The organism is Gelidimonas diazotrophica (assembly GCF_055694025.1).
Genome location: NZ_CM146349.1, coordinates 3,619,409 through 3,640,638 on the forward strand (window position 1 = coordinate 3,619,409; position 21,230 = coordinate 3,640,638).

Here is a 21,230-nt window from a genome sequence, read left to right on the forward strand (position 1 = left end):
TGACTGGATTACATCCAGCGGCCCGGCGCAATCCGGGCAGCGCCGCTGGATGAAATCAAAAAAACGGGAGTATGCCAATAAATATGGCATTTACCGCATTAATCAATTGCGATATCAATAAATACGCCGCCTGGTATATATACCATTGCTGGCGCAAAATATATTCGCAGGCGGATGCGCCGCGCGCACCCGCCGATTGATTCATTTTTCGCCAGTCATCCATGTCCAACCTATTGCGTTGATTGCTTGGTACCTGCCCTCTCTTTCACAGGACGCGCAAAATGCATCACACCGCCCAGCTTCAGATCGACACCTTTCTGCCCTACATGCGCGACGTGATCCGTTGCGAGCAATCGCTGCACGAGCTCAACCTGATGTGGCGCATCATCGAAGCTTCGGCCAAGATGAATTGTCCGCTGGAAGCCAAAGCTATTCTGCCGACCATGGCCGCCACGCGTGCCGGTTTCAACCGCCTGGAGCAGGAACTGGTAACCAGCCTGGTGCGTGAAAAAGTGGCGACAGTGCAGAGCGAAATCGGCACCAAGGCCCAGTACGTGATCGACATCGTGGTGCGCAATTTGTACGAGCGTACCGCCGACGTCGGCTTTCTTGCCACCGACAACGCGTTGTGCGCGTTCGCCGCCGGGCTGCATGAAAACCAGGATATGATCCGGGCCCGCTTGCGCGCCTACCGCAACAAGTACACGGTCTACGACGAGATCATTTTGCTCGATGTCGCCGGCAATGTATTGGTGCAGATTGACGACGCCACGCCGCTGGAAGGCAGCGCCGACGCGCTGCTTGCGCTGACGCTGGCATCGGATAATTATGTCGAAACTTTTCGTGCCAGCGACTTGCGTCCAGGCAAGCAGAAGGCATTGATTTACTCGCGCCGCATGCTGCATCCGGACACCGGTGTCGCGGTCGGCGTGCTGTGCCTGTGCTTTAACTTCGAGCAGGAAATGGCAGGCATTTTTCATTCGCATCGCGATCCTGCGGGGCGCTCGAACATGCTGTTGCTGGATGGCGATAATTGCGTCATCGAAAGCGCAGATCCACTCTGGATTCCGCTCGGCGCCAAGGTGCCAACCAATCAAAATGCAGCGCCCGAACTGATGATGTTGGGCGGCCGCGAATACCTGGTCCAGACCTTTGCCGCCGTCGGCTATCAAGGTTATATGGGGCCAAACGGCTGGAAGGGGCAAGTCATGATTCCGGTCGAAGTCGCATTTAGCGGCGGCGGCAGCAATGCACTGGAGGCGCTCGACCCGGCGGTTTCCGACGGGCTGTTGTCGCACGCGCAATCGTTTTGCCCGCCGCTGTATGAAATCATGACTGCCGCGGAAACGATCCGGCGGGTAGTCTGGAACGGTCAGGTAATGACGGCGGGTCAGCACCACGAGCTGCTGAAACTGAAAACCATCCTGGACCAGATCAGCGAAACCGGAGCCCGTAGCAACGCGTTATTTACCCAATCCATCAACGCCCTGTACCAGACCGTGCTGGCGTCCAGCCTGCGCGATTCCGAGTTCGTCTCGCATCTGCTGGTCGATCTGCTGGATCGCAATTTATACGAGCGCTCGGATGATTGTCGCTGGTGGGCGCTGGCGCCGGAACTGCGGGCTGCGCTCGCAGCCCCGGAGTGCGATTGGGAAACCACCTCTCGCATCAACGGCATTCTGGAATACATCAATCGTCTGTACACGGTGTACACCCGCATCTTTGTCTACGATCACAACGGCTGCATCGTCGCCTGCACCCATCCTGAGCAGGACGGCAGTTCGGTGATCGGCACCAGCATTGACGCCGCAACGCTGGAACAGGTACGGGCGCTACGCACCGAACAGGATTATCACGTCTCGCCCTTTGCGCCGACGCCGCTGTATGGCGCTGCGCCGACCTATATTTACCATGCGGCGATTCGCGCTCCCAACGCTCCCAATGATGAGCGGCTGGTAGTCGGCGGTATCGGCATTGTGTTTGACGCCGCGCCTGAATTTTCAGCCATGCTGCACGGCGGACTGGCGGGCAAGAAAGACAGCACCGCTTTTTTCATCAATCGTCAGGGCATCGTAATTTCCAGCACCGACCCGAGCCGCCCGGTTGGCACGCACCTGGAAATCGACGCCGCCTTGCTGGCACTGCCGAACGGCTGCAGCGCCTCGCGCATCGTGATCCACAATGGGCATTACGCGATTCTGGGCTGCACGGCATCCTGCGGTTACCGAGAGTTCAAGGTCTCCGATGGCTACCACGAAGATGTGCTGGCGGTGGTGTTCGATAGGTTCGGCGCAGTGCGCGAACGCAGCGCACGCGGGATGGTCGCCAAGGCCGACACCGCCCTGATGGCTGATTTTACGCAAACCAACGGCCGCGAGTTTGCCACTTTCTTTATCGATGGGGTCTTGTTCGCGCTGCCGGCAGAGTTTGCGATGGAGGCATTGCCGGCGTCGCAAGTGTCGCCGGTATCGATGGATGGCCGCGCCGAGCGTATCGGCTTGCTCGCGCCGCAGCGTGACAACGAAAGCGAAAAATTCGTATGGGTGTTCGATCTCGGTCATCTGATCCGCGGCACGCCTTCCGTGATCGACAGCGGCAGCCAGGTCATCATCGTGCGCTACCGCGATCAGACGCTCGGCTTGCTGGTCGGCGAATTGCATGGCGTGCCGCAGTTCAACCCAGAGCAGATCATTCCGACTCCCTTTGCCGGCCACGCCGACGGCATGCTGGTGGCGCAGGTTATCAGGGCCAATGAAGGCCGATTGCTGATTCAGGCGGTGGATGTCGCTTATCTATTTAACAAATTGATGGATCGGGAACAGCCGCCAGAGATAAAAATTGCGGCCTGATCCGGTTGAAATAAAAACCATGATGGCGGTCGCATCGGTGCGCAGCAGCGCCGGGCGCGTTTCAAGTGATTACTCAGAGCAGCACAATCAGCGCCACCACGCCCACAATCAAGCCAAACTTAATCACGTAGTACAGCGACCGGTTCCAGTTCTTCAACTTGCGCCGGTACTGGCCGGCCAACCAGACGAAGCGGAACAGTTTGTTGATCGCGCCGGTCTGGTCGCCGTGGTCGTTGGGCGAACTGGCGGCGGTCATCATGGTCTTGCCGAGCCAGCGGTTGATGGCTTGCGCCCAGCGCCAGCGCATCGGGCGCTCGATATCGCAGAACAGGATGATGCGGTTGCTGTCGCTGCCGTTGTAAGCCCAATGGATGAAAGTTTCGTCGAACACCACAGCCTGGCCGTCGCGCCAGCTATAGCGCTGACCGTCAACTTCGATGAAACAGCAATCGTCGTTGGGCGTGACGAGGCCCAGGTGGTAGCGCAGCGAGCCGGCGAACGGATCGCGGTGCGGATTGAGTTTGCCGCCGGGGCCGAGTTCGGCGAACATCGCGGCCTTGACGCTGGGCAACTGGCGCAGCAGCGCGACGGTCTTCGGGCATAACGCTGCGGCCGACGGATGGCTGGCGTCATACCATTTCAGGTAGAAACGTTTCCAGCCATTCTTGAAGAAGGAATTGAAGCCGGCGTCATCGTTCTTTTGCGCGGCGCGGATCTTTTGCAGGCGGCTCAGGTGGAGCGCCTCGGCGCGAATGGTTTCCCAGTTGTCCTGGAGTAATTGCAACTCCCTGAACTGACTAAGATTGAAGTAAGTCGTCGCCGGCACGCCCGACAGCGCATACATCAGCAGATTGAGCGGCGCCATGATCGACGAGTGGTCGAGCAACTGGCGCAACAGCGGCAGCCGTACCGTGCCGCGAAAATGCAGGTAGGCGATCGATAGCAGATACAGCGCAACTGCGGTCCATTTCATTGCAACGCCCTCATGTCTGACTTGGCGGCCGGTCGTCGGTGCCGGCCTGCTACAACCTTGGACTATATGGGCCTGAGGCGACACCGTGTTGCGAGGCATCAAATCCGGTGCAATATATTTTAGAGTCATATCCGGCCCGCAATCGGCATCCATTATTCAAAAAAAATAATGGGGAGTATGGTAAAAAATACCTGTGTTACCGCATATAAATATTGCGGCAACACGAAATACAATAGCCAGTACATTGTGTGCAGCGCAGTTCGCGCCGGCACCTCGGCGGCAGCCTTGACAAACCCGCCTCCTATCCCAAAATAGCATTGATGTCACGCAATCCTGTATGGGGCATACGCGCAAAAGCCGGATTCCCGATAAAATCAGCGTATGCATGTACTGCAATACACGCGCTGCACAATTCACACTTCGCATCAGACAAGAAAAAGGTTTTATATGGTCCCGCACCTCGTCACCGCCCTGAACGGCCCTCTGCTTGAGCTGGAAAAGAAAATCCTGGACGCCACCCCGGCCATCGAGCGCTGGTTCCGACTCGAATGGCAAGAGCACACGCCGCCGTTTTACTGCTCGGTCGATTTGCGCAATTCCGGCTTCAAGCTGGCGCCGGTCGATACCAACTTGTTTCCGGGCGGCTTCAACAACCTCGCCACCGAAATGCTGCCGCTGGCGGTGCAGGCGGCGATGGCTGCAATCGAGAAATATTGTCCGGACGCGAAAAACCTGCTGCTGATTCCGGAGCGCCACACCCGCAACACCTTTTATCTGCAAAACGTTGCGCGGCTGATCCAGATTTTCCGTCAGACCGGCCTGAATGTGCGCTTAGGCACCTTGGCCGAGGGTGTCACCGAGCCGACCCCGATCGAACTGCCGGACGGCACCGTGCTGATGCTGGAGCCGCTGGAGCGCACCCATAACGGACGCCGGGTCGGCCTGAAGAATTTCGATCCATGCACGATTTTGCTCAACAACGACCTGTCGTCCGGCCTGCCGTCGATCCTGGCCGACCTGCACGAGCAGACTCTGCTGCCGCCGCTGCACGCCGGCTGGGCGGTGCGGCGCAAGAGCAACCACTTCGACGCCTACAACGATGTCGCCAAGAAGTTCGCCAAGCTGGTCGACATCGACCCGTGGATGATCAATCCGTATTTCGGCAAGTGCGCCAACATCAATTTTCACGAGCGCATCGGCGAAGACTGCCTGTCCGCCAGCGTCGATACCCTGCTGGCCAAGATCCGCAAGAAATACAAGGAATACGGCATCAAGGACAAGCCGTTCGTGATCGTCAAGGCCGATGCCGGCACCTACGGCATGGGCATCATGACCGTCACCGACGCCAGCGAAATCGTCGGCCTGAACCGCAAGCAGCGCAACAAGATGTCGGTCGTCAAGGAAGGACTGGAAGTGTCCGACGTGATCATCCAGGAAGGCGTGCATTCGTTCGAGAACATCAATGAAGCGGTGGCCGAGCCGGTGGTCTACATGATCGATCGCTATGTGGTCGGCGGCTTCTACCGGGTCCACGCCGAGCGCGGCATCAACGAAAACCTGAATGCGCCGGGCGCGCATTTCGTGCCGCTGGCGTTCGAGCAGCAGCACAGCTTGCCGGACCTGTCGGCCAAGCCCGGCACCGCCTCGCCGAACCGCTTCTACATGTACGGCGTGGTGGCGCGCCTGGCCTTGCTGGCGGCCTCGCTGGAACTGGAACGCACCGATCCCAACCCGGAAATCTATTAATTTATTAGCTAATTAACTTACAGTAGCGCAGGCCTACGCTACTGAAAACATTGTTTTGCATCGTATAAATAATTCTGGAACCTCATGAAAATCGCTTTCCTCGCCGATCCGCTCGACACTTTCAAGACTTACAAAGACACCACTTATTCGATGATGATCGAGGCCGGGCAGCGCGGCCACAGCGTGCATGCGTTCGAGCCGGCCGACATGGCGCTCGACGGCGGCGTGGTGGTAGCCAACGTCGCGCCGGTCACGCTGACCGGCGACCCTGCCGACTGGTATCGGCTGGAGCCACGCGCGCCGCAGCAACTGGATACGTATGATGTGATCGTGGTGCGCAAAGACCCGCCGTTCGACATGGAATACGTGTACGCGACTTACCTGCTGGAACTGGCGCAGCAGGCCGGCGCGCGGATCGTCAACCAGCCGCAGGCGATTCGAGACCATAACGAAAAGCTGGCGATTGCGCATTTTCCGCAATTCATCGCGCCCACCCTGGTCTCGCGCGACATGGCGCGGCTGCGGGCGTTCCACGTCGCGCATCAGGATGTGATCTTCAAGCCGCTCGACGGCATGGGCGGCACCGGCGTGTTTCGCATCGGACCCGACGGCCAGAATCTCGGCACGGTGCTGGAAATGTTGAGCGACAACGGCCGCCGCACCATCATGGCGCAACGCTTCATCCCGGAAATTACGCAGGGCGACAAACGCATCCTGCTGATCGGCGGCAAGGTGGTGCCGTTTTCGCTGGCGCGCATCCCGCAAAACGGCGAAGTGCGCGGCAATCTGGCCGCCGGCGGGCTCGGCGTGGCGCAAGCGTTGTCGGCGCGCGACCTCGAAATCGCTGAAACACTGGCGCCGATTCTGTTCCAGCGCGGCTTGTTGCTGGTAGGATTGGATGTGATCGGCGGTTATCTGACTGAAGTCAATGTCACCAGCCCGACTTGCTTCCAGGAAATCCGGCAGCAGCAAGGCTTTAACGTGGCGGCGATGTTCATCGATGCGCTCGAACAGGCGGCCTGATGCGATTCCCGGCAAGATATTTACGACCTGGAGTATTTTTCAGGACGCAGTATAATCAAGCGGAAATCATTGGTTTTTTAATCATACTCCCGTACTAAACAATATGTCCATGGTTGGAATTCTGCTCTTGACGCATGCACCGCTGGGCCAGGCTTTTATCGAAGCTGCCACCCATGTGTTCCGCGGCCGGCCCGATCGGATCGAGGCGATCGATGTCTTGGCCGATCAGGACCCGCTGGAAGTCCAGCGTCTGGCCCAGGACGCCATCGCGCGCCTGGACGATGGCTCCGGCGTGTTGGTGATCACCGACGTGATGGGCGGGACCCCTTCCAATTGCTGCAACAAACTCAGCCTGCCGGGGCACATTGAAGTAATTGCCGGCATCAGCCTGCCGATGCTGCTGCGCGCACTGACCTACCGCCAGGACACGCTCGATGTCGTGGTCGAATTGGCGCTGGCGGGCGGCCAGAGCGGCGCGGTCCATGTCGATAATCGTATTCGCCTTTCTCCACAATAAAAAAATGATCCAGCAAGATATTGAAATCGTCAACAAACTCGGGCTGCACGCCCGGGCCTCGGCCAAACTGACCCAGCTGGCCGGCAAGTTCCACAGTGAAGTCTGGCTGACACGCAACGGCCGCCGCGTGAATGGCAAATCGATCATGGGCGTGATGATGCTGGCGGCCGGTAAAGGCGCCAAAGTGACGCTGGAAATCGATGGCGAAGATGAAGACGCATGTCTGCAGGCGATCACGGCCATGGTCAACGACAAATTCGACGAAGGCGAGTAATAAGTACATAAAAAACAAGTAAAAAGCAAGTAAGCTAGAACACGCCAGAAGGGCCGCCGGCGATTGCGCCGGTGACTTCGCTGGCGACTTCGCCGGTAATTTATATGCCGGCGCAATACATCACTAAAACCACCGCAGACCAACACCAATGGCATCTTTTTCGCTCCACGGCTTTCCGGTTTCCCGCGGCATTGCCGTGGGCCGCGCCCACTTGCTCACGCCCGCTGCGCTGGACGTAAAACATTATCTGGTCGGCCAGACGCAGGTGGAAGCCGAAGTACGGCGCTTGCAAAATGCGTTTGCCGTGGTGCACCAGGAACTGCGCACCATCTGGGAAGAACTGCCGGTGGACGCGCCGGCCGAACTGGGCGCGTTCATCGATATCCATATTCTGATCCTGTCCGACCCGATGCTGGCGGAAGCGCCGCTCGATATCATCCGCAGCCGCCACTACAACGCCGAGTGGGCGCTGGTGACCCAGATCGATGAGTTGGTGGCCCAGTTCAACGAGATCGAAGACCGCTATTTGCGCGCCCGCAAAGCCGACATCGAGCAAGTTGCCGAGCGCGTATTGAAGGTGTTGACCGGCACCGCCCAGATCTTGCCGGCGCTTGACGATAGCGACGAAGCGCAAGCCCGCCTGATCGTGGTCGCGCATGACATTTCGCCGGCCGACATGCTGCAGTTTCGCAATCGCGCCTTCAGCGGCATCGTCACCGATGTCGGCGGCCAGAATTCGCATACTGCGCTGGTGGCCCGCAGCCTGGACGTTCCGGCCGCCGTCGGCCTGTCGAATGCCTCGGCCCTGATCAAGCAGGACGACTGGCTGATCATCGATGGCGACTCCGGCGTCGTCATTGTCAATCCGAGCCAGCTGATGCTGGACCAGTATCGCGAGATGCAGGCCAAAAGCCAGCGCGAACGCAAAAAACTCGGCAAACTCAAGAAAACCCCGGCCGTCACCATAGACGGCACCGCCGTCACGCTGCTGGCCAACATAGAACTGCCGGAAGATTGCACCGCCGCGATGGAAGTTGGCGCCAGCGGCATCGGCCTGTTTCGCTCCGAGTTCCTGTTCATGGGGCACGCCAGCACGCTGCCCTCGGAAGAACAGCAATTCGACGCCTACCGGCGCGCGGTGCGCGCGATGAAAGGCCGGCCGGTGACGATCCGCACGCTCGATGTCGGCGCCGACAAACGACTGGCCGGCTTCGAACAGAGCGCGACCAACCCGGCGCTGGGACTGCGCGCGATCCGCTATTGCATGGCCGAGCCGCAACTGTTCCTGACCCAGCTGCGCGCGATCCTGCGCGCCTCCGCTTTCGGTCCGGTCAAACTGCTGATCCCGATGCTGTCGCACAGCTTCGAGGTGACCCAGACTCTGGCCATGATCAACCAGGCCAAGGCGCAACTGGTCAAGGCCGGCCGAAAATTCGATGCCGGGATCAAGATCGGCGCCATGATCGAAGTTCCGGCGGCGGCGCTGACGCTGCCGACTTTCATCCGGCACATGGATTTCCTGTCGATCGGCACCAACGATCTGATCCAGTACACGCTGGCGATCGACCGCTCGGATCACGAAGTCGCGCATCTGTACGATCCGCTGCATCCGGCCGTGCTGCTGCTGCTGGCGATGACGGTGGCGGCAGCCGCCAAGGCCGAAATCCCGGTCTCGATTTGCGGCGGCATGGCGGGCGACACCAAGCTGACCCGGCTGCTGCTGGGGATGGGTTTTCGCGAACTGTCGATGCCGGCATCGATGTTGCTGTCGGTCAAGCAGGAAGTGCTGGGATGCGACCTGGAGCGCATCACGCCGCTGGTCAGGAAAATCCTGCGCAGCGACGACCCCGCCGCCATCAAGCAGATGATCAGCCAGCTGGCCGATGCGCCAGCCACTGTTTGACGATCCCCGCAGGTTTGACGATCCCGGCAGAGTTGGTTATTCTTGTTGCCGTTGCGCCGATTTGATGTCAGCTTGCGGGCGCAGGGGGAAACCCAGTGGGGCCCTCATCCAAATACGGCTAAAGCTGCTTGCAGACATCAACAAGCGATAATTTAGCCCGATCAGCGGATTGCTATCGGGCTTTTTTGTATTTAGGAGCCTGTCGGGCTTCGATTCCCTAAGCCCGACAGGCTCCTAGAAATTTTTTCGACTCACGGCAGCGATTTGCACAACACCGCAGACTGCCGTTTCTAGGTTAAACATGTCCTCCCTCGGAATCGTTACCCCGCAATCGATGCATTTTGCCGCTGCGCTCGCCTTGCAGAGCGGCGCGGCGATTGCCGATTACACCCTGACCTATGAAACCTACGGCAGCCTGAATGCCGCGCGCTCGAATGCGGTGCTGGTCTGCCACGCGCTCAACGCCTCGCACCATGTGGCCGGCGTGTATGCCGATCAACCCAAAAGCGCCGGCTGGTGGGACAACATGGTGGGGCCGGGCAAGGCGCTCGACACCGACAAGTTTTTCGTCATCGGCGTCAACAACCTCGGCTCCTGCTTCGGCTCGACCGGCCCGATGCACACCAATCCCGCCAGCGGCAAGCCCTACGGCGCGGCGTTCCCGGTGGTCACGGTGGAAGACTGGGTCAACGCGCAAGCGCTGCTGGCCGACGCGCTCGGCATCAGCCAGTTTGCGGCGGTGATGGGCGGCTCGCTGGGCGGGATGCAGGCGCTGGCCTGGAGCATCATGTATCCGGCGCGGCTGCGGCACTGCATTATCATTGCCTCCACCCCGACGCTGTCGGCGCAAAATATCGCGTTCAACGATGTGGCGCGGCAAGCGATTCTGACCGATCCCGATTTCCACGGCGGCGATTATTACGCGCATGGCGTAGTGCCGAAAAACGGCCTGTCGGTAGCGCGCATGATCGGCCACATCACCTATCTGTCGGACGACGACATGGCCGAGAAATTCGGCCGCGGTTTGCGCAACGGCGATTACCAGTTCAGCTTCGGCGTCGATTTCGAAATCGAATCCTATCTGCGCTATCAGGGCTTGAAGTTTTCCGAATACTTCGATGCCAACACCTATCTGCTGATCACCAAGGCACTCGATTATTTCGATCCGGCGCGCCCATGCAAGGGCGATTTGACCTGCGCGCTGGAAAACACGCAAGCGCAGTTTCTGCTGGTGTCGTTTGCGACCGACTGGCGCTTTGCACCGGCGCGCAGCCGCGAAATCGTGCAGGCGCTGGTCAACAATAAGCGCCGCGTGACCTACGCCGAAATCGATGCGCCGCACGGTCACGACGCCTTTTTGCTGGAAGATCCGCGCTACCACAATCTGGTACGCGCCTATTACGACCGTATCGCCGGAGAGTGCGCATGAATTTCAATCAACTCAGCGTGCTGCGCCCCGATCTGGCCTTCATCGCGCACTGGATCAAGCCGGGCGCGCACATTCTCGACGTCGGCTGCGGCGATGGCGTGATGCTGGATTATTTGCAGACCGATAAAAAGTGCAGCGGCTACGGCATCGAAATCGCCGATGATCGGGTACTGGCTTCGGCCAAACGCGGCATCGACGTGATCCAGCAAGACATGGAAAACGGCCTGGCGATTTTTGCCGACAAAGCCTTCGATACCGTGCTGTGCCTGTCGTCGCTGCAGATGATGGTCAACGTGGAAGCGATTCTGCGCGACATCGCCCGGGTCGGGCGCGAAGCGATTGTCTCCTTTCCCAATTTCGCCTACTGGCCGCACCGCCTGGCCCTGATGGGAGGGCGCATGCCGGTTTCCAAATTGCTGCCGTACGAATGGTATGACACCCCGAATATCCGCTGCGCCACCATTTACGACTTCGAAGAACTGGCCAATCAGGTCGGGCTGCAAGTCATCGAGTGCGTGGCGCTGCACGATGGCAAACCGGTAACCTTCCTGCCCAACTGGCGCGGCAATCTGGCCGTGTTTCGCTTATGCAAAAAGAATCCAGCATGAATGTCATTCCCGGCCAATCTGTGGCCCAGCCAAAAATCCTGCGTTCCAAATTATTCTGGATCAGCCTGCTGTATTTCTCCGAGGGCTTTCCGCTCGGATTGTTTTTTGATTTATTTCCAGTCTATTTCCGTCAACAAGGCGTCGAGCTTTCCAAAATCGGTTTGCTGAGCTTGCTGGGATTGGCCTGGACCCTCAAATTCCTGTGGGCGCCTTTGATCGATTACACGCGCCGCCATCGTTATTGGATGGCCGCAGCCGACATCGGCATGGGATTGGTGATGATCGTCTGCGCACGCGAAGCGGGCTTCGGCCCGTGGGTATGGTTTGCGATTGGCGCGTTCACCACTTTTTCCGCGACGAATGACATCGCCATCGACGGCTACACCATCGAGCAGCTGGATAAACGCGAATTGGGCCTGGCCAACGGCTTCCGGATCGGGTTTTACCGCGTCGGCATGCTGGCTGCCGGCGTGCTGCTATGGTTTTCCGACAAGGCCGGTTGGACCGCAACGTATGGTTTGGCCGCGGTGCTGTTTTTGGTCATTGCCGTGGTCAGCCTGCTGGCGCCCAGGGAACCGCCGCGGCCGGAACGCGAAGCGCCATCCAGCGTGCGCAATGAGTTGACGGCGCTGGCGCAGCAACCGATTTTAATCGCCGCGCTGTTTTTGTTTATCGCCGGTCTGCTGTGGCCGGTATTGGGCGTGCTCGACGCCGCATGGCTGGCGCCCTTCAAATCGGCATGGTGGTTTAAAGGCGGCGCGCCGGTGTTGCTGCTTCTGTTTTCGGCGCTGGCATTTGCGCGTGGCATCCGCGGCCAATCTGCCGCCGTAGCAACGGTCTCGGCGCGCGGACCGATATTCGGCGCAATCGTGTCTTTGCTGAACCGGAAATATGCATTGTTGCTGATCGCGTTCATTTTGATTTTCAAACTTGCCGATTCTTCGATTGGATTCATGATCAAGCCGTTCTGGGTCGACAGCGGCTTCACCAACACGCAAATTGGTTTGGTGTCGGTAAATCTGGGCTTGGGTTTGTCGATTGCGGGCGGCATTCTGGGCGGATGGTATACGGACCGGGTCGGCATTTTCCGTGCGCTGTGGGTGTTGGGCCTGTGGCAGGCGCTGTCTAATTTGGGGTATGTTGCGGCCGCTTTCCTAGTCCCGAAAGCGCTGCAAGGCGCCGACATTGCGCTCACGCACCAGGCCCTGATGTATGGCGCGAGTGCGATCGAGTCCTTCACCGGCGGCCTGGGAACCGCCGCCTTCCTGGCATTTCTGATGGCGATCGTCGATAAATCCCGCGCTACTACCGAATACGCGATCCTGTCTTCGATTTTCGCATTCTCGCGTTCGATTGCTGGATGGGCCGGCGGTATTGGCGCGCAGGAAATGGGTTACGCCTATTATTTCGCCCTCACCTTCATCCTGGCCTTCCCTGCCTATGCATTGCTGCCGTGGATTAAGACAATCTTGCTTGCTTCCGACGATCGGCGATGAAGCGGCACATTCGCTGCTGCCAGCACATGCAAACAGTCGTTACCTGACAGGATGAACAGTAATTAACGATCAATAATATGCTGGAGTATGGCAAAAAACATACAATTTACCGCATATAAAATATGCGGTAAATTAAAATACCCGCATAGTCTGGCGTATCAACAAAATGAAGCGCGACAATTAACCGGAAATATTCACGATTGCCGGATAATGATGATGTTTTCCACAAGGAAATACATTACTTGATTGCGTGGTGGCGCATCTGCATCTACATGCAGGACTTTGCAGCCAACGCCACAATCGCGTGAAACACAAGTTGATATAGAGAACACCCAAAACGATGAATACCTTCCAAAAGCGTACCGCTATTCGGATTGCTGCTGTCAGTGTTTTACTGGCATCCATGGCTAGCCCGGTGGCATGGTTTGTCGCACGCGAAAGAGCGGAGGAAGGCATCGTTTCTTTGGCTATCGAAGAATCAGGCCGATTGCTGCATCACTTCGATGCAATCAATCTGAGCGGCTCGGATGCCGCTGAACATGCTGCGCTTGCTGCGAAAACGATTTCTGGCGGCTTGTTTGAGATCGCTGAAATTTACGATCGTAGCGGGACCAAGCTTGCCGAATCAGTGACCAGCGAGGGGCGTGCGGTTGAATCGTCGGTACCCCGTCATGGCGCACCAAGCTACACGGTGGCGTCTTACCAAAGCATCAAACTTCCTGCGGAAATTTGGGTCTTGCGCGTTTTTGTGCCCTTGCGCGATTCGGCCACCGATATGCGCTTGCCGATTACCGGCTATTTCGAGGGCGTGCGCATTGTGCCAGCCTGGCAACAAGAGCAAATCTTCGCCAGTTCCCTGACCGTGGCGCTCATGGTCTGCCTGGCATCCTTGCTATGCGGTGCTGCGCTGTATCCGGTCGTAGTGCATCTGTCGGCGGACAACGAACGCAAAGCGCGCGAGGTGCTCGATTCCCATATTTCCATGATGGAAGCGCTCGGTCGCGCCATCGCCAAGCGCGACTCCGATACCGGTGCCCACAATTACCGGGTCGCATGGATCGCCGCCAGCATTGCCGAGCACATGGGCCTGAAGGGAAGCGCGATGCAAGCGCTGATTTTAGGCAGCTTTTTGCACGATGTAGGCAAAATCGGGATTCCCGATGCCATTCTGCTCAAGCCCGGCAAACTCGACGATGCGGAATTCGTCATCATGCGCACCCATGTGGAACAGGGCGAGAGCATTGTCAACGGCATCGGCTGGCTCAACGGTGCCAACGAGGTGGTAGCCGGCCATCACGAAAAATGGAACGGCTCCGGCTATCCGCGCAAACTCGCGGGCGAAGCGATACCACTGGCAGCGCGTATTTTTGCCGTGGCCGATGTCTTCGATGCGCTCTGCTCAAAACGTCCCTACAAAGAGCCCATGGGTTTTGCGGCAACGATGGCAATACTGGAGAAAGACACCGGAAACCATTTCGATCCGTCGGTGATGGATGTGTTCCGCACGATGGCGCTCAAGACCTTCAATCGCCTCGCCAACATCAGCGAAAACGATGCCCGGCAACTCCTTGAAGGCCGCGTACGGCAGCACTTTGCGCTGTAACAGGCAGTGCGTGTAGCCCAGGCTACGCGCTGCTAAGGCTTGGCCACGGTCTTTTTCTCGACCAAGCTGCCGATCAATTCGAGTTGCTCCTGCTGGATTGCCAATAGTTCGCTCCACTGGCCCTCTCGCAACAAATCTATTTTCTCGTGCAGCAGCATGATTTCTAGTTCAGCCTTCAGGTTGACTTCATAATCATGCTCGGCATCGAGCCGGTCTTTTTCTGCATGGCGGTTCTGCGACATCAAGATGATGGGGGCCTGAATCGATGCCAGCATCGAGAGAAACAGGTTCAGCAAAATGTACGGATACGGATCGAAGCTGTTGTTGTAATTCACCAGGATGTAAGAGTTCAACGCCACCCAGATCAGCATGATGGCGGCAAAAATACCGATGAAGGTCCAGGAGCCGCCGAAGCGCGCCACCGCATCTGCCGCACGCTGGCCCATGGTGATTTGGGCCTCGAATTCCTTTGATACGTTTCTGGCAATGTGCTTGCGCCCGGCAATATGACGGGCGACTTTTTTGGTGCGCTCGTCCAGTGCTTCATAAGGCATGCCGAGAAGTTTCTTGGCAATGTCATCCAGTTTTAGCATCATGTCTCGCTGTAAGTTTGCATGTTTGCATTATCCTGGAAGCCGCAGTTGCCCGCTTATGTGCGTCACCCAGGTAAAGTCTTTTTTGGTTATAAACGCATATTCCATTCGCGATTTACCGCAATTGTTGCCCTTTCTTGTCCGGTATTCAGGTTAAGATAGTATTCAGAAGAAACATTTTTCCGATGCAACTAAGGAGTACCTATGCAAGTAAAACAACATCCGCTGTCTGTAGAATTTCCGGAATTCAAGGATGCGATTCATACGTTAAAGTTGGGCAATCCGCATTTTGCCAAGTTGTTCAATGAGTACGATGATACCGACAAGGCAATCAACCGCGCCGAGAATGGCATAGCAAACCTGGCTGATGATGTACTCGAAAATCTGAAAAAAGTACGCGTCACGCTGAAAGATCAGTTGTTTCAATTGCTGCAGACTGCAGCCCCAGCCTAAATCACCGGCAATACCCAAAAACGGACAGCGATGCTGTCCGTTTTTGCGTGCTTTAAGCTGAAATACGCTGCCGCATCCCGTTGCTGCCACCAGCCGGGAATGCCGAATAGCGGCAAACGCCAGGCTCTCTGCAGCTTGCGAAGAAATCGTTTTGCTGCTGGTCGATTTCGCTCTGCAAAACATCGAACGTAAAACCATCCTGGTCGACTGCCCTGCTGACCTTATATTGTGAGAACGAGTTCATTCAGAATCCATTGATCGCCGCGTTGCGCGTGTTTCCGGCGAAAAATTTTAGCCTACGTCTGACACGACTACAGTGTCGATTGCCGTATTTTTTCATGTCAAGCTGATGAAACGCGGAGCGCGGCATTTCTTCAACCTCGCGAAAACTCAGTGCAAAACGACAACAAGGCCATACCGCATCGCTTATAATCCCACACGAAAAGTAGGATATTCCATAAATAGTGGTACATGGCAACTTTTTACTCAATGAAATTTTGCGTGTACTGGTTAAATTGACACGGCCTGGCCCGCTAACCGCAACGCATGTTCTTTTCGTGCAGCGAATAATTGCTGCCTGTTTTTTCTCTCAGGGCAATTATCTTCTGTGGCAATATCCTTTCATTGTTTCCGCATCGCGCGCTTTGCCAGTCTTGCCTGCGCAGTGCTGCTGGTGGCCTGCTCCGCGACACCGGACCAGTCCGGCGCGGCTTTCAAGGGGCCTCTGGTGTGGCCGCAGCCGCCCGGCCAGCCTCGTATTGCGTATGAAACTGCACTGCGTTCAGCGGCTGATATTGCGGTTCCCGAACTCGCCAAGGATAAATTGATTCGTGAACTGTCCGGCGCTGCAGCCGTGTCGAACCGCCCTGTTTTTGAAAAACCTGCAGCCATCGTTGCGCGTCAGGGCCGCATTTACGTGGCCGATACCAAAACGGACTCAATAATCGTATTTGATGTGCCGCGGCGCAAACTATTCAGCTTCGGCCAGCGCCCACCGAATGTATTGAAAAACCCGTCGGGACTCGCGCTGGATGCGCAGACGAATGTGTATGTCGCCGATGCCAAACGGCGCCAGATCATGGTATTCGACAGTCTTGGCCTGTTTCTGCGCGCCATCGGCGGCCCGAAAGATCTGGAGCGGCCGACCGGGGTTGCAGTCAGTCGCGACGGGGAACGGATTTATGCGGTTGATCGCTCCGACAACGAAAGCGCTAACCACCGGGTTGTCATTTACTCCAAGGAGGGAGCAAAAATCAAGGTGATCGGCACTCGGGGCAATGGCGACGGTCAGTTCAACGTGCCGCTGCAGGCTACGGTGGCTGCCGATGGCACGCTGTATGTGCTGGATTCAGGCAATTTCCGAGTGCAGGCTTTCGATCGCGATGGCAACTTCCTGCGCGCTTTCGGCAAGGTCGGCATCAATCCCGGCAATCTGGCGCGTCCGCGTGGTATCGCGGTTGACGATGGCGGCAATATTTACGTGACTGACGCCAGTTTTAATAACTTTCAGATTTTCAGGCCCGATGGCCAATTGTTGCTAGCCGCTGGACAAGGTAGCGGTGAAAGCAATCCGGGGAGATTTGGCTTGTTGAATGGCATCGCTGCAGATGAGACCGGACGCATCTATGTGGTGGATCAAGCATTTAACAAGGTGGAGGTTTTCCGCAGTTTAAGCGATCAGGAAGGACAAAAAATGTTGCAGGGGTCAAAAAACGTTCTTCGGTGATTGTTGTGCTTGACCGGTCAATACTTCGCTTCGAAAGAAAGAGACAGATGAATATTCGAAAAATCATTGCAGCATTCGCCTTGCTATCCATGGGGATTGGCTTGGCGCCCGCTGATGAATACGCCACACAATTTTCCAACCGGGGCAGCATTGGCAACACCCGGCATAACATGACCCAGCGGCAGGCGTCGGGCGGTGGGCCGAACGGACTCTTTATGAAGAACGTTCGGAATGATTACGGCGAAGTATGCGTGTATTGCCATACGCCCCACGGCGCCAACACGAAAACGACATTGCCCTTATGGAACCGCACCATGAAGGCGACTACTTACGCCACCTACAATCAGCTTGGAACCTCGTCATTGACGCAGACCGTAGTACAACCTGGGGCGAATTCACTGGCGTGCCTGTCTTGCCACGACGGCCAGACGGCAATCGATTCGATCATCAATATGCCCGGCTCCGACAGATATAAGAAAAGCCAGGAAGATGCTGCTACACAAGACACTGCATTTCTCACTAGTTGGGGGACGGCAAATGTGGGAACTAGTTCGACTGTCCATCAAACATTATCAAGTACTGGATGCCTGGCTTGCCATGCGGCTGGTCCGGGCTTTCCAGGCGCGACAGATTTTTCCTTTTTTGCCATCGGCACCGACCTGACAAATGACCATCCTGTAGGGGTTACCTATCCATCTGCCAACGGCCCCGGAACCGATTTCAATAAGCCGGGGGGCACCAAAGGCTCCGCTTCCTTTTTTGATGATGGCGATGGCTCCATGGATAGTGGGGATGTGCGTTTGTACGATGCCAAGGTGGAGTGCGCATCCTGTCACGACCCGCATGGCGTACCGACAGGAGGTCCCAATAGTGTTTTTAAACCGAGCTTTTTGCGGGTGGACAATACGGGGAGCAAGATTTGCCTGACATGTCATGCCAAGTAATTCCGCGGCCGGCGTCATTCCTGATTTTTGACTTGCACGCCGTTGGCATGCGCGGCCGCCACCCGCTCCAGAAAGCGGTACACCTGCGCATGATCGCTATGGGCGACATTGAAGCGCAGCCAGGGGCTGGGCTGGTCGGCGGTTTCGAACAACTTGCCGGGCGCCAGTAATAGCGCTTCTTCCGCCGCTTGCTGCGCCACTTGCGCGGTGTCGATGGCGCCGGCAAAGCGCGCCCACAGGAACATCCCGGCGCTCGGCCGATGAAACAGTTGCAGGCCGCAATTTTCCAACCCTGTTGCGACCGTGCGCTGCGCTTGCTCGCAGCGGCCGCGCAGGCGCTCGATCGAAAGCCGATGGCGGCCTTCGGTGAGGATGATGGATGCCAGTTTTTCGCTGATTTCGCAGCTGGTCAAGCCTTCCAGCATCTTTTTCTGTGCAAATTCACGGGCCAGATCGCGGTTGCAGGCGATGAAGCCGACCCGCAGGCTGGGCGAGATCGACTTCGACAAGCTGCCGATATAGGTGACCCGATTGAGCTGATCGAGCGCCGCCAGCGAAATGCCGCGCTCCGGCTGCAGATCGGCGAAGATATCGTCCTCGACGATCTGGAAATCGAAGTTTTCCGCAGCGCGCAAAATCCGGTGCGCGGTGGAGATGCTGGTGCAAGTGCCGGTCGGATTGTGCAGGCTGGTATTGGTGAAGAAAGCACGCGGCCGGTGGCTGGCGGCCAACAGCTCCAGTTGCGCGGCATCCGGCCCGCTCACAGTGCGCGGCACGCCGATTACGCGGTAGCCTCCGGTACGCAGCATCGCGATCAGGTTTGCATACATCGGATCATCGACAAATACCGTATCGCCCGGCTTCAGGAACAGCCGCGCACACAAATTGAGCGCCTGGCTGGCGCCTTGGGTCAGGATGATCTGCTCGGCATCGACCTCGATTGCACGTGCATGCAATGCCATTTGCAAGGCCTTGCGTAGCGGCTGATAACCGTAAGGATTGCCATAGCGCACCATCGAGCCGGCACTTTTGCGCGCCAGGGTGGTGAGCGCATGACGAATCTGTTCGCCTTCCAGCCAGTCTTCCGGCAGCCAGCCGCAACCCGGCATCAACAGCGATGACGCATCGGCAAACACATGACTGACCAGCCATTCCGAATCCACTGCGACCCCGGCCATCGAAGGATTGACGGCTGGCGCCGGCACGCTGCGCGACGGTTGGCTGACGTAATAACCGCTGGCGCGGCGCGGCTGCAAATAACCTTCGGCCACCAGCCGGTTGTAGGCATTGACCACCGTGATCAGGCTGACGCCGCACTGTTTCGCCATCAGCCGCACCGATGGCACGCGGCTGCCGATGATCAGTTGTCCCCGGTCTATCTCGCGCCGCAGCGCATTGCTCAATTGATGGAACAGCGGCGTATCTGCAGTGCGGTCGAGTGTAAACATGCTGCGGTTGTGCTCCACAAGGTGCTCCAAAAATAATGAATTGTATCCAGCATCGGATAGGTACAGTTATAGAGGCAATCGCACCAACTGTATATATATAATTGCTACGGACTGACATACAGTAGCAGCACAGCCATTCACTGGAGACACCCAAATGCGCAGCCCTGATTTTCCGCCCACAACCGCGCCAACAACAGCGCCAATGACCGATATCGGCACCGACCATTACTGGATGCCGTTCACATCCAACCGTTATTTTCAGCAGCATCCAAAAATGATCACGCAGGCCAAGGGGGCGTATTTCACGCTGTCCGACGGGCGTCGCGTATTCGATTGCCTGTCGGCGCTGTGGACTACCGCGCTCGGGCATGGCGACCCGCGCATTACCGAAGCGGCCCGTAAACAGCTGGAAACCGTGGATTACAGTCCGCCGTTCCAGCTGGCCAATCCGTGGGCGCACAAGCTTGCCAACCGCATCGCCGCGATGGCGCCGGAAGATTTGAACCGGGTATTCTTCACCAACTCCGGTTCGGAAGCGGTCGATACTGCGATGAAAATTGCGCTGGCCTACCATCGCACCCGCGGCGAAGCCGGCCGCACCCGCTTCATCGGCCGCGAACGCGGTTATCACGGCGTCGGCTTCGGCGGCATTTCGGTCGGCGGCATCGGCTCCAACCGCAAGATGTTTTCGCCGCTGACCCTGAACGGCGTCGATCACCTGCCGCACACCCACAATTTAAAAGAAATGGCATTCAGCCAGGGCCAGCCGCAATGGGGCGCGCATCTGGCCGATGAACTCGAACGCATGGTCGCGCTGCACGACGCCTCCAATATCGCCGCCGTGATCGTCGAGCCGGTAGCCGGCTCCACCGGCGTGCTGGTACCGCCGGTCGGCTATTTAAACCGCCTGCGCGAAATTTGCACCAAGCACGGGATTTTGCTGATTTTCGATGAAGTAATCGGCGGCTTCGGCCGTTTCGGCGCAAATTTCAGTTGCCAGCGCCTCGGCGTGACGCCGGATTTGCTCACCTTCGCCAAGCAGATTACCAACGGCGTGGTGCCGATGGGCGGCGTGATTGCGCGCGAAGGGATTTTCCAAGCCTTCATGAACGGCCCCGACTACGCGGTCGAATTCTCCCACGGCTACACCTATTCCGGCCATCCGCTGGCAGCCGCGGTCGGCAATGCGGTGCTCGACATCATCGAGCAAGATGACTTGATCGCCCGTTCCCGGGCACTGGAACCGGTATTGCAGGAATCTTTCCATGCATTGAAAGGGCAAGCCGGCATCCTGGACATCCGCAACTTCGGCCTGGCCGCCGCAATCGATCTGGAACCGATCCCCGGCAAACCCGGCCTGCGCGGCATGCGGGTGCTGGAAGAAGGAATAAACCAAGGCATGCTGTTCCGCATCAGCGGCGACACCGTGGCAGTCGGGCCGCCGTTCATCTCGACCCCGGACGAATTGCGCCTGATGGGCGAAACGCTGGGCAAAGTGGCGCATGCGGTACCGGCGATTTGAAATACCTTATATAAACGTCAAAGGCTTGGTCCACGAAAAGCACGAAAGACACGAACAAAAGCAAAGGAGGTGGCGCGCCATGAACCATTTTCGTGCTTTTCGTGTCTTTCGTGGACAAGCACT

The 21,230-nt window shown here is 57.6% G+C and carries 18 protein-coding genes; 14 read left to right on the plus strand and 4 right to left on the minus strand.

Going from position 1 to position 21,230, the window contains the following annotated elements; genetic code table 11:
• Positions 1–281 precede the first annotated feature (281 nt).
• Positions 282–2,849: a chemotaxis protein CheW gene (locus KGFNPO_RS16785; protein WP_472632368.1), complete on the plus strand. Its 2,568-nt coding sequence runs from the start codon at positions 282–284 to the stop codon at positions 2,847–2,849.
• A 73-nt stretch (positions 2,850–2,922) separates the two neighbouring features.
• On the opposite strand, the gene lpxO is transcribed toward KGFNPO_RS16785, so the two are convergent.
• Positions 2,923–3,822, minus strand: coding sequence for a lipid A hydroxylase LpxO (gene lpxO, locus KGFNPO_RS16790; protein WP_472632369.1), 900 nt, complete (start codon positions 3,820–3,822; stop codon positions 2,923–2,925).
• A gap of 447 nt (positions 3,823–4,269) precedes the next feature.
• Between lpxO and gshA the strand changes: the two genes are divergently transcribed.
• The 9 genes from gshA to KGFNPO_RS16835 all read left to right on the plus strand — a co-directional run bounded on the left by gshA (position 4,270) and on the right by KGFNPO_RS16835 (position 14,421).
• Positions 4,270–5,568 carry a glutamate--cysteine ligase gene (gene gshA / locus KGFNPO_RS16795; protein WP_472632370.1) on the plus strand — a complete coding sequence of 433 codons (1,299 nt, stop codon included), beginning with the start codon at positions 4,270–4,272 and terminating at the stop codon, positions 5,566–5,568.
• 84 nt (positions 5,569–5,652) lie between these two features.
• On the plus strand, positions 5,653–6,591 hold the full coding sequence (gene gshB / locus KGFNPO_RS16800; protein ID WP_472632371.1) for a glutathione synthase: 939 nt from the start codon (positions 5,653–5,655) through the stop codon (positions 6,589–6,591).
• Positions 6,592–6,700: 109 nt separating this feature from the next.
• Positions 6,701–7,108, plus strand: coding sequence for a PTS sugar transporter subunit IIA (locus KGFNPO_RS16805; protein ID WP_472632372.1), 408 nt, complete (start codon positions 6,701–6,703; stop codon positions 7,106–7,108).
• A gap of 4 nt (positions 7,109–7,112) precedes the next feature.
• Positions 7,113–7,382, plus strand: coding sequence for an HPr family phosphocarrier protein (locus KGFNPO_RS16810; protein ID WP_472632373.1), 270 nt, complete (start codon positions 7,113–7,115; stop codon positions 7,380–7,382).
• Between the two features lie 148 nt (positions 7,383–7,530).
• On the plus strand, positions 7,531–9,285 hold the full coding sequence (gene ptsP / locus KGFNPO_RS16815) for a phosphoenolpyruvate--protein phosphotransferase (RefSeq protein ID WP_472632374.1): 1,755 nt from the start codon (positions 7,531–7,533) through the stop codon (positions 9,283–9,285).
• A 301-nt stretch (positions 9,286–9,586) separates the two neighbouring features.
• Positions 9,587–10,714 (plus strand): homoserine O-succinyltransferase MetX, encoded by a 1,128-nt coding sequence (gene metX / locus KGFNPO_RS16820; RefSeq protein WP_472632375.1) that lies wholly within the window; start codon positions 9,587–9,589, stop codon positions 10,712–10,714.
• Positions 10,711–11,322: a methionine biosynthesis protein MetW gene (gene metW / locus KGFNPO_RS16825; protein ID WP_472632376.1), complete on the plus strand. Its 612-nt coding sequence runs from the start codon at positions 10,711–10,713 to the stop codon at positions 11,320–11,322. The genes metX and metW overlap by 4 nt, the downstream gene beginning before the upstream one ends.
• Positions 11,319–12,818 (plus strand): MFS transporter, encoded by a 1,500-nt coding sequence (locus tag KGFNPO_RS16830; RefSeq protein WP_472632377.1) that lies wholly within the window; start codon positions 11,319–11,321, stop codon positions 12,816–12,818. The genes metW and KGFNPO_RS16830 overlap by 4 nt, the downstream gene beginning before the upstream one ends.
• Positions 12,819–13,158: 340 nt before the next feature.
• A complete protein-coding gene (locus tag KGFNPO_RS16835) occupies positions 13,159–14,421 on the plus strand; it encodes an HD-GYP domain-containing protein (RefSeq protein ID WP_472632378.1) in 1,263 nt (420 codons plus the stop codon).
• A gap of 32 nt (positions 14,422–14,453) precedes the next feature.
• Here the strand turns inward: KGFNPO_RS16835 and KGFNPO_RS16840 are convergent, their stop codons facing one another.
• Complete coding sequence (locus KGFNPO_RS16840) at positions 14,454–15,014, minus strand: DUF1003 domain-containing protein (RefSeq protein WP_472632379.1); 561 nt, start codon at positions 15,012–15,014, stop codon at positions 14,454–14,456.
• A 204-nt stretch (positions 15,015–15,218) separates the two neighbouring features.
• On the opposite strand from KGFNPO_RS16840, the gene KGFNPO_RS16845 reads away from it, so the two are divergent.
• The gene (locus KGFNPO_RS16845; RefSeq protein WP_472632380.1) at positions 15,219–15,467 is read left to right on the plus strand and encodes a YdcH family protein; all 249 of its coding nucleotides are present in this window, start codon (positions 15,219–15,221) and stop codon (positions 15,465–15,467) included.
• A gap of 52 nt (positions 15,468–15,519) precedes the next feature.
• Here KGFNPO_RS16845 and KGFNPO_RS16850 read toward each other — a convergent pair whose 3' ends face one another.
• Positions 15,520–15,711, minus strand: coding sequence for a hypothetical protein (locus KGFNPO_RS16850; protein ID WP_472632381.1), 192 nt, complete (start codon positions 15,709–15,711; stop codon positions 15,520–15,522).
• 363 nt (positions 15,712–16,074) lie between these two features.
• Between KGFNPO_RS16850 and KGFNPO_RS16855 the strand changes: the two genes are divergently transcribed.
• Both KGFNPO_RS16855 and KGFNPO_RS16860 read left to right on the plus strand, forming a co-directional pair.
• Complete coding sequence (locus tag KGFNPO_RS16855) at positions 16,075–17,193, plus strand: 6-bladed beta-propeller (RefSeq protein WP_472632382.1); 1,119 nt, start codon at positions 16,075–16,077, stop codon at positions 17,191–17,193.
• Positions 17,194–17,240: 47 nt separating this feature from the next.
• A complete protein-coding gene (locus KGFNPO_RS16860; RefSeq protein WP_472632383.1) occupies positions 17,241–18,137 on the plus strand; it encodes a cytochrome c3 family protein in 897 nt (298 codons plus the stop codon).
• A 14-nt stretch (positions 18,138–18,151) separates the two neighbouring features.
• Here the strand turns inward: KGFNPO_RS16860 and KGFNPO_RS16865 are convergent, their stop codons facing one another.
• Positions 18,152–19,585: an aminotransferase-like domain-containing protein gene (locus tag KGFNPO_RS16865; protein ID WP_472632384.1), complete on the minus strand. Its 1,434-nt coding sequence runs from the start codon at positions 19,583–19,585 to the stop codon at positions 18,152–18,154.
• Between the two features lie 202 nt (positions 19,586–19,787).
• Between KGFNPO_RS16865 and aptA the strand changes: the two genes are divergently transcribed.
• Complete coding sequence (gene aptA / locus KGFNPO_RS16870; RefSeq protein ID WP_472634518.1) at positions 19,788–21,107, plus strand: omega-aminotransferase AptA; 1,320 nt, start codon at positions 19,788–19,790, stop codon at positions 21,105–21,107.
• Positions 21,108–21,230: the final 123 nt, after the last annotated feature.

Coding starts and splice junctions, on each gene's coding strand:
- KGFNPO_RS16785 (WP_472632368.1), top strand. CDS start 282: ATGCATCACACCGCCCAGCTTCAGATCGACACCTTTCTGCCCTACATG.
- lpxO (WP_472632369.1), bottom strand. CDS start 3,822: ATGAAATGGACCGCAGTTGCGCTGTATCTGCTATCGATCGCCTACCTG.
- gshA (WP_472632370.1), top strand. CDS start 4,270: ATGGTCCCGCACCTCGTCACCGCCCTGAACGGCCCTCTGCTTGAGCTG.
- gshB (WP_472632371.1), top strand. CDS start 5,653: ATGAAAATCGCTTTCCTCGCCGATCCGCTCGACACTTTCAAGACTTAC.
- KGFNPO_RS16805 (WP_472632372.1), top strand. CDS start 6,701: ATGGTTGGAATTCTGCTCTTGACGCATGCACCGCTGGGCCAGGCTTTT.
- KGFNPO_RS16810 (WP_472632373.1), top strand. CDS start 7,113: ATGATCCAGCAAGATATTGAAATCGTCAACAAACTCGGGCTGCACGCC.
- ptsP (WP_472632374.1), top strand. CDS start 7,531: ATGGCATCTTTTTCGCTCCACGGCTTTCCGGTTTCCCGCGGCATTGCC.
- metX (WP_472632375.1), top strand. CDS start 9,587: ATGTCCTCCCTCGGAATCGTTACCCCGCAATCGATGCATTTTGCCGCT.
- metW (WP_472632376.1), top strand. CDS start 10,711: ATGAATTTCAATCAACTCAGCGTGCTGCGCCCCGATCTGGCCTTCATC.
- KGFNPO_RS16830 (WP_472632377.1), top strand. CDS start 11,319: ATGAATGTCATTCCCGGCCAATCTGTGGCCCAGCCAAAAATCCTGCGT.
- KGFNPO_RS16835 (WP_472632378.1), top strand. CDS start 13,159: ATGAATACCTTCCAAAAGCGTACCGCTATTCGGATTGCTGCTGTCAGT.
- KGFNPO_RS16840 (WP_472632379.1), bottom strand. CDS start 15,014: ATGCTAAAACTGGATGACATTGCCAAGAAACTTCTCGGCATGCCTTAT.
- KGFNPO_RS16845 (WP_472632380.1), top strand. CDS start 15,219: ATGCAAGTAAAACAACATCCGCTGTCTGTAGAATTTCCGGAATTCAAG.
- KGFNPO_RS16850 (WP_472632381.1), bottom strand. CDS start 15,711: ATGAACTCGTTCTCACAATATAAGGTCAGCAGGGCAGTCGACCAGGAT.
- KGFNPO_RS16860 (WP_472632383.1), top strand. CDS start 17,241: ATGAATATTCGAAAAATCATTGCAGCATTCGCCTTGCTATCCATGGGG.
- KGFNPO_RS16865 (WP_472632384.1), bottom strand. CDS start 19,585: ATGTTTACACTCGACCGCACTGCAGATACGCCGCTGTTCCATCAATTG.
- aptA (WP_472634518.1), top strand. CDS start 19,788: ATGACCGATATCGGCACCGACCATTACTGGATGCCGTTCACATCCAAC.